General features: G+C 63.8%; 13 protein-coding genes. 6 read left to right on the top strand and 7 right to left on the bottom strand.

What is annotated here, in order from left to right:
* Positions 1-6 precede the first annotated feature (6 nt).
* From AO692_RS22720 to AO692_RS22710, 3 genes are read right to left on the bottom strand one after another with little or no spacing between them, the layout of a single operon-like run.
* Positions 7-888 (bottom strand): MurR/RpiR family transcriptional regulator, encoded by an 882-nt coding sequence (locus AO692_RS22720; RefSeq protein WP_054312308.1) that lies wholly within the window; start codon positions 886-888, stop codon positions 7-9.
* The gene (gene ugpC, locus AO692_RS22715; protein ID WP_054312307.1) at positions 885-1946 is read right to left on the bottom strand and encodes a sn-glycerol-3-phosphate ABC transporter ATP-binding protein UgpC; all 1062 of its coding nucleotides are present in this window, start codon (positions 1944-1946) and stop codon (positions 885-887) included. The genes AO692_RS22720 and ugpC overlap by 4 nt, the downstream gene beginning before the upstream one ends.
* 10 nt (positions 1947-1956) lie before the next feature.
* The gene (locus AO692_RS22710; protein WP_054312306.1) at positions 1957-2724 is read right to left on the bottom strand and encodes an SDR family oxidoreductase; all 768 of its coding nucleotides are present in this window, start codon (positions 2722-2724) and stop codon (positions 1957-1959) included.
* A 203-nt stretch (positions 2725-2927) separates the two neighbouring features.
* Between AO692_RS22710 and AO692_RS22705 the strand changes: the two genes are divergently transcribed.
* The 6 genes from AO692_RS22705 to AO692_RS22680 all read left to right on the top strand — a co-directional run bounded on the left by AO692_RS22705 (position 2928) and on the right by AO692_RS22680 (position 8832).
* Positions 2928-4157: a sugar ABC transporter substrate-binding protein gene (locus AO692_RS22705; protein WP_054312305.1), complete on the top strand. Its 1230-nt coding sequence runs from the start codon at positions 2928-2930 to the stop codon at positions 4155-4157.
* A gap of 251 nt (positions 4158-4408) precedes the next feature.
* A complete protein-coding gene (locus AO692_RS22700) occupies positions 4409-5278 on the top strand; it encodes a sugar ABC transporter permease (protein WP_054312304.1) in 870 nt (289 codons plus the stop codon).
* Positions 5275-6102 (top strand): carbohydrate ABC transporter permease, encoded by an 828-nt coding sequence (locus tag AO692_RS22695; protein WP_054312303.1) that lies wholly within the window; start codon positions 5275-5277, stop codon positions 6100-6102. The genes AO692_RS22700 and AO692_RS22695 overlap by 4 nt, the downstream gene beginning before the upstream one ends.
* 18 nt (positions 6103-6120) lie before the next feature.
* Positions 6121-6492 (top strand): RidA family protein, encoded by a 372-nt coding sequence (locus AO692_RS22690; protein ID WP_054312302.1) that lies wholly within the window; start codon positions 6121-6123, stop codon positions 6490-6492.
* A gap of 67 nt (positions 6493-6559) precedes the next feature.
* Entirely contained in the window at positions 6560-8032 is a 1473-nt protein-coding gene (locus AO692_RS22685) for a M81 family metallopeptidase (RefSeq protein WP_054312301.1), read from the top strand.
* 242 nt (positions 8033-8274) lie between these two features.
* Complete coding sequence (locus AO692_RS22680) at positions 8275-8832, top strand: invasion associated locus B family protein (protein ID WP_054312300.1); 558 nt, start codon at positions 8275-8277, stop codon at positions 8830-8832.
* A 24-nt stretch (positions 8833-8856) separates the two neighbouring features.
* Here AO692_RS22680 and AO692_RS22675 read toward each other — a convergent pair whose 3' ends face one another.
* Genes AO692_RS22675 through AO692_RS22660 form a run of 4 tightly spaced genes read right to left on the bottom strand, consistent with a single transcriptional unit; the run spans position 8857 to position 12605 of the window.
* Positions 8857-9897, bottom strand: coding sequence for a hypothetical protein (locus AO692_RS22675; protein ID WP_054312299.1), 1041 nt, complete (start codon positions 9895-9897; stop codon positions 8857-8859).
* Positions 9884-10699, bottom strand: a complete 816-nt coding sequence (locus tag AO692_RS22670) for an ABC transporter ATP-binding protein (RefSeq protein WP_054312298.1) — start codon at positions 10697-10699, stop codon at positions 9884-9886. The genes AO692_RS22675 and AO692_RS22670 overlap by 14 nt, the downstream gene beginning before the upstream one ends.
* A complete protein-coding gene (locus tag AO692_RS22665) occupies positions 10696-11697 on the bottom strand; it encodes an iron ABC transporter permease (protein ID WP_054312297.1) in 1002 nt (333 codons plus the stop codon). Before AO692_RS22665 ends, AO692_RS22670 begins: the two co-directional genes overlap by 4 nt.
* A complete protein-coding gene (locus AO692_RS22660; RefSeq protein ID WP_082407499.1) occupies positions 11694-12605 on the bottom strand; it encodes an ABC transporter substrate-binding protein in 912 nt (303 codons plus the stop codon). The genes AO692_RS22665 and AO692_RS22660 overlap by 4 nt, the downstream gene beginning before the upstream one ends.
* Between the last annotated feature and the right edge of the window lie 5 nt (positions 12606-12610).

Here is a 12610-nt window from a genome sequence, read left to right as displayed (position 1 = left end):
CTAAGGTCAGTCGCCGAGCGGCAGGCGCGGGTCGGCCACTTTCAGCGTGTACACGCTTTGCTTGATCCGGCGCAGATTTTCCAGCGCCTTCGGTCCGCGCGCTTCGGCGGTTGCCGTGGCGATGATATCCACAATGGCCAGCAGCGCAAAACGTGAGGAGGTCGGCTTGTAGATGTTGCCATCCTCGAGCGACTGGAACGGGATCAGCGTTTCCGCTGCCCTGGCCAGCACGGAGTCTGGCGCGGTGACGGCAACGGTGGTGGCGCCGTACTGGCGGGCGACCTGCACGGCCTCGACCACAGAACGCGCATAGCCGGAAACCGAGAAGGCAAGCACGGTGGTCTCAGGCGTCGCCACCGAGGCGTACATGCGCTGCAGCTGGCCGTCGACCTGCGCCAGCGCGGAGAGCCCGAGCCGGAACAGCCGGTTCTGCATCTCTGTCGCCATCATCGAAGAGATGCCGCCGGAGCCGATGCACAGGATGTTGCCGGAAACCGCGATGCGTTCGGCGATCTCGATCAGTTTTGGCATCGGCAGCATGCCGCTGGCGCGTTGGATCGCAGCGATAGCCGCTTCGGTGATGGCGGCAGCGATACGCTGATCACGCACGTCACTGCCGGGCGGTTCGGCCGAAAGATATTGGCCGCCGATGGCGATCGCCTGGGCGAGATAGAACTTGAAATCGCGGAGCCCTTCGCAGCCGAGATTTCGGCAGAAGCGCGTGACGGTCGGCTCGCTGATGCCGGCGCGGGTGGCGATCTCGGAGATCGCCGCCTTCGAGGCGAAGTCGGGTTCGGACAGCACCATGCCTGCCAGCCGGCGGTCCGACTTGGTGCCGTCCTGGGCCATCATCTGCAAGCGGGTGATGATGTCCGCCGGTGTCTTCACAGCGGTAGGCCCGTTGCCGTGTCGAACAGATGGATGTTGCCGGGTGCGACGCTGACCGGCAGCCGGTCGCCGGGCTTCACCGCGATGCGGTCGCGGAACACCGCACGGATGGTGTCGTTGCCGATCGCGCCATAGACATGGGTTTCAGAGCCGGTCGGCTCGACGACGTCGACGCGCAGGCTGACAGAACCATCACCGTCGACGACAAAATGCTCCGGGCGGATGCCGGCTTCTATGGTGCCCGAGGCCGCGCGATCGTTGCCGAGTTTCAGCTTGCCGCCACCCGATGGTTCGAACCAGGCGCCGTCCGATGCCGATTTGAGCGCGCCTGAAACGAAGCTCATCGACGGCGAACCGATGAAGGAGGCGACGAACTTGTTTGCCGGCTTGTCGTAGAGGTCGAGCGGCTTGCCGACCTGCTGGATGCGGCCCTTGTCCATCACCACGATCCGGTCGGCCATGGTCATCGCCTCGATCTGGTCGTGCGTGACATAGACGATGGTGGATTTGAGCCGCTGGTGCAGCGCCTTGATCTCGGTGCGCATCTGTACGCGCAACTGCGCGTCGAGATTGGAAAGCGGTTCGTCGAACAGGAACACGGAAGGCTCGCGCACGATGGCGCGGCCCATGGCGACGCGCTGGCGCTGGCCGCCGGACAGTTGCCGCGGATAGCGGTCAAGATAGGAGAACAGGTTGAGGATGCCGGAGGCCTTCTTCACCTTCTCCTCGACAACGGGCGCGCTTTCGCCGCGGATCTTCGGGCCGAAGCCGATATTCTGCGAAGCCTTCAGATGCGGGAACAAGGCATAGGACTGGAACACCATGGCGATGTTGCGCTTCTGCGGCGGCAGGTCGTTGGAGCGCACGCCGCCGACCAGAAGGTCGCCGGAGGTGATCGTTTCCAGCCCCGCCAGCATGCGCAGCAGCGTGGACTTGCCACAGCCGGAAGGGCCGACCAGCACGACGAATTCGCCGCTGGCGATCTCCAGGTCGATATCCTCGAGGATCTTGTGCTGCCCGAATGATTTCGACAGGGCGCGGAACGAGACATCGGTCATAATAGGCTCTCTAACCTCCCAATATATCGTCGATGAAGGGCAGGAAGCCTGCCGTCAGGCCGGCATCGACCGGCATCACCACGCCGGTGATGCCGGAGGCGCGAGGCGACGCCAGAAACACGACGGCCTCAGCCACTTCGCGGGCCTCGACGATACGGCCGAGCGGATAAAGCCGCTTCAGCTTGCCGAGAACCTCGGGGTTCTTCTCCAATCGGTGATCCCAGGCAGCGGTGCGGATCGAGCCGGGACAGACGACATTGGCGCGGACGCCGCTGCGGCCGAGCTCGACCGCGAGCGCCTTGGCATAGGCGTTGATACCGGCCTTGGCGGCGGCATAGGCCGGGTTGCCGAAATGCGCGATGGCGTTGACCGACGAAACGAAGACGACGCTGCCGCTGCCGCGCTGCGCCATCGCCTTGGTCAGCGGATCGGCGAAGGTCATGACGCCGGTGAGGTTGAGGTCGAGCTCGCGTTCGATAGTGGCTGCGTTGAGTGCTGCAAGCGTTTCGGCGCGTGTCCAGCCGGCGTTGTTGATCAGGATGTCGGGCACGCCATCTCGCGCAACGATCGCGCTTGCGGCGGCCTCCATCTCCTCACGCCGGGTCAGGTCGAAGACATGGCGCGAAGCGATCGCCTCGCTGCTCAGGGTATCGAGCGACTGGTCACAGCCGACCACCCGTGCGCCACGTTCGGCAAACAGCGCCACCAGCGCGGAGCCCAGCCCGCCGCCGGCCCCGGTGATCACCACGGTCTTGCCCTGGAATTCCGTATTGGACATTGCCCGCGCCGACTCCTCCTGACTGGGGACCCACTCAAGGGTAGCGCAAAAAATGTAATCAAAAATGTAATTAAGCAACAGAAAAATCAGCTTGAAAGGTGGATTTTCAGCGATAATGTAGGAAAGTAACATGAAGGCAAAGCCGCATGTTGCTGCTCGGGATATCGGTGACGATGTCCCGCAATGACAATGGGAGAGAGTTTATGAAACTGGCACGATGGACTGCCGGCCTTCTGGCCGGGTTGAGCATGTTGGCGGTAGCCGCGCAGGCCGATGCGGGCGAAGTGCGCGTGACCGTCGCGGAATACTCTTCGAAGACCGGCCCTTATTTCGAGGAGGTCAAGAAGGAGTTCGAAGCCGCCAATCCCGGCACGACGCTGAAGTTCGAAGTGGTGCCATGGGACGTGCTCCTGCAGAAGCTGACCACCGATATCACAGCCGGCACCAATGCGGATCTCTCGATCATCGGCACGCGCTGGCTGATCGACTTCGTGCAGCAGGATGTTGCCGAGCCGCTCGACAGCTACATGACGCCCGATTTCAAGGGCCGTTTCATCGAGACTTTCCTGTCGCCGTCGATCATGGAGGGCAAGACCTATGGCCTGCCGATCGCCGCTTCGGCGCGCGCCATGTATTACAACAAGGAGCTGTTCGAGAAGGCCGGCATCGCCAATCCGCCCGGAACCTGGACCGAACTGCAGGAGGATGCCCGCAAGATCAAGGCAGCCGGCGCCTTCGGCTACGGCATCCAGGGCAAGGAGATCGAGACCGACGTCTATTATTACTACGGGATGTGGTCGTTCGGCACCGAGATCCTCAACAAGGACGGCACGTCGGGCCTGAGCACGCCGGGCGCACTCGAAGCGGCCAAGCTCTACAAGTCGATGATCGACGAAGGCCTGACCCAGCCGGGCGTCACCTCGATGAACCGCGAGGATGTCATGGCCCTGTTCAAGCAGGGCAAGGTCGGCATGATGATCACCGCTCCCTTCATGATGAACCAGATCAAGGAAGAAGCGCCCAGCCTGAAATATGGTGTGGCGGCGATCCCGGCCGGGCCGACCGGCGCGCGCGGCACCTATGGCGTCACCGACTCCATCATCATGTTCAAGAACTCCAAGAACAAGGAAGAAGCCTGGAAGCTGCTCGACTTCCTCTTCTCGACCGAACAGCGCGCCAAGTTCACCCAGAACGAAGGCCTGCTGCCGGTGAACAAGGAAGAGGCGAAGATGGACTATTACACCAAGGACGCAGGGCTTGCCGCCTTCACCGCACTGCTGCCCGAGGCCCGCTTCGCGCCGGTCATCCCGGGTTGGGAGGAGATCGCCCAGATCACCTCCGACGCCGTCCAGAAGATCTATCTCGGCCAGGGCGAGCCGGAAGCGACGCTGAAGGATGCCGCCGCCAAGGCAAATGGCGTCCTGAAGAAGTAAGCGCCAACCGCGTGAGAGAAACCGGACTGTACGCGCTGCCCCTCACCTGCCTGCCGGCATCCTCTCCCCGTGAACGGGGAGAGGAGAGCAGTTCGCCGGCAGGCGCTCGTTCTACACTGTTGGCGATTGGCGAAATCGTCGATGCGCGTCCTTCTCCCCGTTCACGGGGAGAAGTGCCCGGCAGGGCGATGAGGGGTGGCGCGAACGTCACAATGAGGTTTTTTTGTTCATGACGTCCCTGATCGGCCCGCATGCATAATCGCGCGCTGCCTTATCTGCTCATCCTGCCCAGCCTGTTCCTGGCGGCGGTGGTGATCTTCTGGCCGGTCTACGATCTGGTGCAGATCTCGACCCATGACGTCAGCCGCTTCGGCCAATTGCGCGATTTCATCGGGCTGGCCAATTTCGCCGCACTTGCCGACGATCCTGATTTCATGGCGGCGCTCTGGCGCACGGGCCTCTGGACGCTCTCGGTCGTCGCCGGTGCGCTGGTCCTGTCGATCCCCGTGGCGATGATCCTCAATTCGGATTTTTATGGTCGCAGTGTCGCCCGCGTCATCATACTGTTGCCCTGGGCGGTTTCGCTGACCATGACGGCCGTGGTCTGGCGCTGGGCGCTCAACGGCGAAAGCGGCATGCTGAATTCGGCGCTGATGGGGCTCGGCCTCATCGACCAGAACATCCAATGGCTGGCCAGCGCCGGAACGGCCTTCCCGATGCAGGTGCTGATCGGCATCCTGGTTACCGTGCCTTTCACCGTCACGATCTTCCTTGGCGGCCTCTCCTCGATCCCGGACGATCTCTATGAGGCAGCGGCCCTTGAAGGTGCCTCGGCCTGGCAGCAGTTCCGCACCATCACGCTGCCGCTTCTGAAGCCGTTCATCAACATCGCCATCGTGCTGAACATGATCTACGTCTTCAATTCCTTCCCGATCATCTGGGTGATGACGCAGGGCGGGCCGGCCAACTCCACCGACATCCTGGTGACTTATCTCTACAAGCTGGCCTTCCGCGTCGGGAAACTTGGCGAAGCCTCGGCCGTTTCTCTCGTCATGTTCGCGATCCTGCTCATCTTCACCATGATCTATGTGCGTCTGGCCATGCGGGAGCGGGAAGCATGAGGAAAAGCAAGCTCGTCCGTTCCGTCATCGCCTGGCTGCTTCTGTCGCCGCTGGTCGTGGTGACGCTGTTTCCCTTCGCGGTGATGTTCCTGACCGCCGTCAAGCCGCGCCCTGAAGTGTTGTCTCCGACCTGGTGGCCGAGTGAGTTCCGCTGGTCGAATTTCGTCGAGATGTGGGTGGTGACTGGCTTCGGCCGTGCCCTGCTCAATTCGCTCTATGTCTCGGTGTTGGCAACCGTCGGCGCCATCATCGTCGCCATTCCGGCAGCCTATGCCATGTCGCGCTTCCGCTTTGCCGGTTATGGAGCGATGCGGCAGTTCCTGCTCATCTCGCAGATGATCTCCTCGATCGTGCTGGTGCTCGGCCTGTTCCGGCTGATCGCCGCCTGGGGACTGATCGAAAGCACGACCGCCGTCGGCGTCGTCTACATGGCCTTCAACGTCGCCTTCAACGTGTGGATGCTGCAGAGCTATTTCGACACCATTCCGCGCGATCTCGAAGAGGCCGCCTGGATGGAAGGCGCCGGCCGCTGGCTGACCCTGCGCAAGGTGTTCCTGCCGCTGTGCCTGCCGGCGATCGCGGTGACCGCCATCTTCACCTTCATCAATGCCTGGAACGAGTTCATCATCGCGTTGACCATTCTGCGCAGCCAGGAGAACTACACGCTGCCCATCCAGGTGTTCGCGCTGGTTGCCGGTCGCTACACGATCGAATGGCACCATGTCATGGCGGCCGCCTTGCTGGCGACCTTGCCGGTAGCGGTGCTGTTCGCCTGGCTGCAGCGCTATCTCGTCCGAGGTCTCGCCCTCGGCGCCGTCAAATAACAGGAGAGTTTTGAGATCATGTCACGCAAGCAGGTTTTCGGAACGTCGCATGTGCCGCTGTCGCCGGCTGTGCGCGCCGGCGATTTTGTCTTCGTTTCCGGCCAGGTGCCGGTGCGTTCGGACGGCACGGTGGTCGATGGCGGCATCGAGCCGCAGACCCGTCAGGTGCTGGAGAACATCAAGACCGCGCTGGCGCTCGCGGGAGCCACGATGGACGATGTCGTCAAGACCACAGTGTGGATCGAGGATGCGCGCGATTTCGGCGGCATGAACAAGGTCTACGGCTCCTTCTTCGCCAAGGAGCCGCCGGCCCGCACCACCGTGGAATCGCGGCTGATGATCGACATCAAGGTCGAGATCGAAGCGGTTGCCTACGCGCCGGTGAAGTGAGCGTTTGATGCCTTCCGCCGAGGATCGGCGGAAGGCGATCTCCCGACGGATCAATCGAGTAAAGCGCATGCGTATCTTCACCGCCTCGCTGGCGACCGAGACCAACACCTTCTCGCCGGTGCCGACCGACCGGGCCTCCTTCGAAATGGCCTTCTATGCCGGGCCGGGGCAGCATCCGGAAACGCCGACACTGTGCTCCTCGCCGATCGTCGCCTTGCGCCGTCGCTCTGCCGCCGAGGGGTTGACCGTCATCGAGGGCACTGCGACCTGGGCGGAACCCGGCGGGCTGGTTCAGCGACAGACTTTCGAAGCGCTGCGGAACGAGATCCTCGACCAGTTGCGGGCAGCCCTTCCGGTTGACGCCGTCATCCTGGGCTTGCACGGCGCCATGGTGGCGCAAGGCTACGACGACTGCGAGGGTGACCTTCTCGCTCGCGTCCGCGAGATCGTCGGGCCGGATGTCGTCATTGCCTCGGAGCTCGATCCGCACAGCCATCTGACGCCGAAGCGCGTGGCGGCGGCCAATGTGCTTGCCGCCTTCCTCGAATTTCCGCACACCGATTTCTATGAACGCGGGGAGCATGTCGTCGAGCTCGGCCTTGCCGCGGCACGTGGCGCAATCAAGCCGGTGATCTCGACCTTCGACTGCCGCATGATCGAGGTGATGCCGACAAGCCGCCAGCCGATGCGCGGCTTCGTTGACCGCATCAAGGCGCTGCACGGCAGGGACGGCATTCTTTCGGTTTCCGTCATCCACGGCTTCATGGCCGCCGACGTGCCGGAAATGGGCGCACGCATCATGGTCGTCACCGACAACGACAAGGCCAGGGGCGATGCCCTGGCTGAGCAACTGGGGCGCGAGCTTTACGCGCTGCGCGGCCAGCTTGCCATGCCGATGCTGACAGCCGACCAGGGCATCGACCGCGCGCTGGACGTGCGCGCCGCCAACAAGGCAAAACCGGTGGTCATCGCCGATGTCTGGGACAATCCCGGCGGCGGCGTCGCTGGCGATGGTACCTCCCTGTTGCGCGCGATGCTGGCACGTGGCCCGAACAACATCGGCGTTGCCACTATATGGGATCCGCTCGCCGTCACCTTCTGCCATGCGGCGGGTGAGGGCGCGGTCATCGACCTGCGGTTCGGCGGCAAGGCCGGTCCGCTCGCTGGCGAGCCGATCGACGCCAAAGTGCGTGTTGTGAAGGCCGTCGCGGAGAGCTGGCAGAGCTTCGGTCCGAGCCGCGTCACGCTGGGTGCTTCCGCGCTGGTGAGGCTGGAAGGTACCGAGATCGATGTCATCCTCAACACCAATCGCACACAGACCTTCGAGCCGGACATCTTTTCCAATCTCGGTGTCGATCCGCTGTCGAAGGATGTGCTGCTGATCAAGTCGACCAACCATTTCTACGCTGGCTTCGAGCCGATCGCGGCCGAGATCATCTACGTCTCGGCGCCGAGCTCCTATCCGAGCGATCCGGCGGCCACGGACTACGAAAAGCTGGTGCGCCCGGTCTGGCCACGAGTGACTGAGCCCTGGGCGTGAGCCACGCGCGCCGCACAACTCCATACGACACGGCGCGCGTTCCCCAGCCCATCGGGTCACCCCAGAGCTTGGAGTCTATCCGGGAAGTTACGATTGGCGAGCCTGGAGTGCGAAACACCCAAAAATAGTCAGCAGGTCGCGAATGATCGGGATCGCAAAATATCGGCCTTTCTGGTGGACCGCACTTTGCGGGCGATACGCGCTGGTATAGAAATCGCGCCGACAGAGATGGGGGTAATCACATGGTCTCGGGCTGGTTCGGTAGCGCGCGTTCGGTGACGAAAACTGGCGCGATGTGTCTTGCTTTGGCTGTCATCAGCTCATCCGGGTTTGCCCAGGAAGCAAAACCCGAAGTGAAAGCCGCCGAGGCTAAGCAGCCCGAGGCGGCTTCCTGGGTCGTCAACTGCAGCAGCGGCGGTGCAACGACGGACCTCGAGTGCCAGGTTTCGCAGAACCTGACCGAGGCCAAGACCGGTCAGCGGGTGCTGACGCTGACTGTGCGACGCCAAGGGGAAAAGGGCGAGCTCGTCCTGCTGTTGGCGTTGCCGCACGGCCTCTTCCTGCCTTCGGGAGTGTCCTATCAGATCGACGGTGGCGAGAAAGCGACGGCAGCTGTTCAGACCAGTGACCAGAACGGAGCCTATGCGGCGGTTCCGCTGTCATCTGCTCTGCTGGCAGGGCTGAAATCCGGCACCACGCTCAACATCGGCATGGAGGCCGTGACGCGCAAGCCTCTCACCATCCCCGTTCCCCTGAAGGGCTTTACCGCCGCGGTCGACAAGATGCAGGCGACGAAATAGCCGGCTGCACATTTGCAACCTGCATCAATGTCCGGGCGCTTCCTCCTCGACGCTGTCGGAAGTCTCCGGATCAAGCTGATCGAAGGTCATCTGCCACGTGGTGACAATACCGGCTCGCCTTAGGTCTGCGTTATAGGTGGCTAATCTCGCTTCCTGTCGCAGCGCTATGCGCGCTGCCGTCTTGGCGGCGCGGCTGACGGGCGGTGTCCAGCTTTGCGGCGCCACGCCGGCGTTGAGCGCCGTACTGACCGCCTGTTTTGCCATGCGCGCTTCCGCGGTCCCGTAACGGGTCAGCAGGCTCTGGAATGCGTCGTGCAGGTCGACGTCGAAGGGCTGGTCCTCGCCCATCGGACCGATCACCGGATTGCCCGGGTGCAGGAAGGCAAGCGGCAGCAGGCCCTGCGGTATCGGAGTGTTGGCCGAATGGGTGCGGCCGCTGGCGAGCAGCTTGGGCAAAAGGTGCGTATGGGGTCCAGCCGGCGAAACGCCGCCGGTGTCCGGGCCGCCGATCTTCTGGTAAACCTCGACACGACCCAGCGCGGTCAGTGCCACGCGATGTGGATGCGCGGCCATGATGGCAAGAGTGGCGCCATTGCCAGGCTCGAAAAGCGAACGGCCGAGATTGGCGCGCAATTCACCCAGCAGTTTCGGATCGCTGGTGCGGATGCAGAAATCGCATTGCGGCAGGCCAAGACCCATGTCGAACAGAATGCCGGTGCGGTCGATGCCGCGAATGGCATCGTCATCCGGGCCGATCTCGGTCAGCACCTTGTGTCCGTCTCGCCGCGCACGCGCTTCCGGCAGGCATAGCGCAACCGCGTGGCTCCAGCGGTGGCGCTTCGGGCTCAGTGTTTCATAGGCGACAGCTGTCGCCCCGGCGAGGCGGCGGCGCTCCAGCCGGATGGCGCCACGCCGGGTCGCACGGGTCAGGTCGAGCGGCTCGTCGATCACCGGCTGCTCGGCCGCGTCCTGGTGGAATTCAGCGATGGCGCCGAAGGAGCCCATGCTCCAGCCCGACCGCCAGTCGCCAAGGTGTTTCTGCAGCAGCGGCTCAAGTTCGGTCATGGTTGTCTTCCGGTTTGTCTTGGGTAGGAGATGCGATCAGGTCCAGCGGCTGGATGACGGGACGCCCGGCTGCGGTGCCGAAATAGGCATCGACGCCGTAGACGCTGCCAAGACTTTCCACTGTCAGCACGGTGTCGGGTGGCCCGTCTGCGACAATCCGGCCCTGGTCGATCAGAATGAGCCTGCTGCACCAGCGTGCTGCCAGGCCAAGGTCGTGCAGCGAAGCGACGACGCTGCGGCCCTGTTTCGTCAGGCTGGCAAACAGGCGCATCAACGTGATCTGGTGTGACGGATCGAGGCCCGCCGTCGGCTCGTCGGCCAGGAGCAAGGGGGTTTCCTGGGCAAGCGCGCGCGCAATCAGCACGCGCGCCTTCTCGCCGCCCGAAAGGTCGGTGGCGGCACGGTCGCGGAAAGCGTCGACCTCCATACGTCGCATCGCCTGTTCGACCGCGGCGTGATCGGCCGACGACGCCGCGGCGAAACCTGGCCGATGCGGCGTGCGTCCAAGCGCGACGACGGCTTCGACCGGGATCGCCCAGGCGATTTCGTGCTCCTGCGCGACGTAGGCGATGTTGCTCGCACGCTCACGCGCACTGATCATGGCTGCATCGCGTCCGGCGATCGAAATTCCGCCTTGTGATGCCACGAGGCCGAGGGCCGCCTTCAGCAAGGTCGACTTTCCGGCACCGTTCGGTCCGATCAACCCGACGAACTCGCTAGGACCGATGGTGAAGGACACATCGCTCAGCACGCGCCGCCGGCCGAGCGAGGCCGAAAGGTTGGAAACGGCAAGCAGGTTCATGCCAGCCTCCGCCGTTCGCGATAGACAAGCCACAGGAAGAACGGTGCGCCGACGATCGCCGTCAGCACGCCGAGCTTCAGGTCCCGGCCCGGCGCGATGAGGCGCACCAGTATGTCGGCGGCCAGCACCACCGCGGCACCACCGAGTGCCGAGGCCGGCAACAGCCGCGATGGTCTCGCGCCCACCAGCGGCCGCAGCAGATGCGGCACCACGAGCCCGACGAAGCCGATGGCGCCGGCGACGGCGGTTGCGGCACCCACCGAGGCAGCGGTGCCGAGCACGGCCAGTTGCTGCACACGGCGCATATCGATGCCCATCGAGGCGGCGGCGTCGGCCCCCAGCGTCAGCGCATCGAGCGCGCGGCCGAGCATCAGCAGAAGCACCCAGCCGACAAGCATGAAGGGGGCGGCCAGCCATACATGTGTCATCGAACGGTCGGTCAACGAGCCGAGCATCCAGAACATGATTTCGAGCGCGGCAAAGGGATTGGGCGACAGGTTGAGCGCCAGCGAGGTCATGGCTCCGGCAAGGCTGGAGACGGCGACGCCGGCAAGGATGATGGCGAGTGTGTTGCTGCCCCGTCCGGCAAGCGCCTGCACGACGAGCACGGCAATCATCGCTGCCAGCAGGGCCGACAACGGCAGCGCCAATGGGAAGGCGATCGTCAGGCCGCTGTAGATGGCAAGCACGGCGCCAAGCGACGCCGAGGCGCTGACGCCGATCAGGCCGGGCTCGGCCAGCGGATTGCGTAGATAACCTTGCAGCGCGGCACCGGACAGGCCGAGTGTCGCGCCGATCATCAGCCCGAGCAGCGCGCGTGGCAGGCGGATCTCACGCATGATCAGCGCGATGGCGTCCGCCTTGCCGGAGAACAGCGCCTTGATGCTGTCGCCGAAAGCGATCGCCGCTGGGCCGACGGTCAGCGACAGCACGAAGAGCACGGCAACCAATAGGCTGAGCACGCCGAGCAGGGCGCGATAGCGGGCTGTGTCGGTCACGGCTGCGCGCCTCCTGTCTGGCCGCTTGGCGAGTGATTGGTGGCCGCATCGGTCAGCATCTCCACCGCTGTGGCCGTAAAGGGCGCGCCGCAGATGGTATATTTAGCCGGCACGGAAACGCGCCCCGTTTCTCGGGCGAGTGTCCTGTAGGCAGGATGGACGAAGGTCTGTTGCGCCAGGGCCGGCGTCGCGTAGCGCGCCTCGCTGTCGACCAGCATGTCCGGCTTGGCCATCACAAGCAGCTCCAGCGGCAATTGCTGGGTGCCGGACAGACCGAGTTTCGTGGCCAGGTTGGTCAGCCCGGATGCAGCCACCACGGCATCGATCAGCGTGCCGGCGCCGGATGTATAGGAATTGGCGTAGTAGGTCGCGATGGTGATGTTGCGATGGGGCTTTGCCTTCGCCTCGGCAAGCTTGCGGTCGAGTTCGGCCACCAGAGTGTCTGTGCGCTCCCGCCGGTCGAGGATATCGCCCATGCGTCTCAAGCTTGCTCGCACGTCGTCAAATGAGTTTTCAGGCTGGAATTCTTCGACGCGAATGCCGAGTTGCCTGAGCAGGCCGACGGTCGCACGTGTCGTATAGCTGCCGGCAAGGACAAGGTCCGGCTGCATCAGGAAAATCTCTTCTGCCTGGCCATGATTGATCGCGAAGCGCCGAGCCTCCTCGGCCAGCACCGATGTTGACGGATCGGTAGCGAGATAGGAGACGGAATGGAGTTGGTCGTCCCCGGCAATCAGCATCGCCATCTGGTCGGTGCAAACATTCATGGAGACCACGCGCTTCGGCGTTTCCGCCGCCGTTGCGCTGCCGGGCGCCAGACACACGGCTGCCAGGGCGATGAGCAGCCAGGAGCAACCGGGCTTCTTGAAAGCCCCGTCGCTCGATCTTGCTGCCCTGCTTTCCTGCATTGCCA

The organism is Mesorhizobium sp. 1M-11, assembly GCF_001303895.1.
Classification (GTDB): Bacteria; Pseudomonadota; Alphaproteobacteria; order Rhizobiales; family Rhizobiaceae; genus Mesorhizobium.
The sequence above is the reverse complement of the archived record's forward strand: the minus strand, read 5'-3'. Positions and strand labels throughout refer to the sequence as shown.

Excerpts from the sequence above, each read along its gene's own strand:
- AO692_RS22670 (WP_054312298.1), bottom strand. The coding sequence starts at position 10,699 with ATGAACCTGCTTGCCGTTTCCAACCTTTCGGCCTCGCTCGGCCGGCGG.
- AO692_RS22660 (WP_082407499.1), bottom strand. The coding sequence starts at position 12,605 with ATGCAGGAAAGCAGGGCAGCAAGATCGAGCGACGGGGCTTTCAAGAAG.
- AO692_RS22675 (WP_054312299.1), bottom strand. The coding sequence starts at position 9,897 with ATGACCGAACTTGAGCCGCTGCTGCAGAAACACCTTGGCGACTGGCGG.
- AO692_RS22710 (WP_054312306.1), bottom strand. The coding sequence starts at position 2,724 with ATGTCCAATACGGAATTCCAGGGCAAGACCGTGGTGATCACCGGGGCC.
- AO692_RS22690 (WP_054312302.1), top strand. The coding sequence starts at position 6,121 with ATGTCACGCAAGCAGGTTTTCGGAACGTCGCATGTGCCGCTGTCGCCG.
- AO692_RS22685 (WP_054312301.1), top strand. The coding sequence starts at position 6,560 with ATGCGTATCTTCACCGCCTCGCTGGCGACCGAGACCAACACCTTCTCG.
- AO692_RS22705 (WP_054312305.1), top strand. The coding sequence starts at position 2,928 with ATGAAACTGGCACGATGGACTGCCGGCCTTCTGGCCGGGTTGAGCATG.
- AO692_RS22680 (WP_054312300.1), top strand. The coding sequence starts at position 8,275 with ATGGTCTCGGGCTGGTTCGGTAGCGCGCGTTCGGTGACGAAAACTGGC.
- ugpC (WP_054312307.1), bottom strand. The coding sequence starts at position 1,946 with ATGACCGATGTCTCGTTCCGCGCCCTGTCGAAATCATTCGGGCAGCAC.
- AO692_RS22695 (WP_054312303.1), top strand. The coding sequence starts at position 5,275 with ATGAGGAAAAGCAAGCTCGTCCGTTCCGTCATCGCCTGGCTGCTTCTG.
- AO692_RS22700 (WP_054312304.1), top strand. The coding sequence starts at position 4,409 with ATGCATAATCGCGCGCTGCCTTATCTGCTCATCCTGCCCAGCCTGTTC.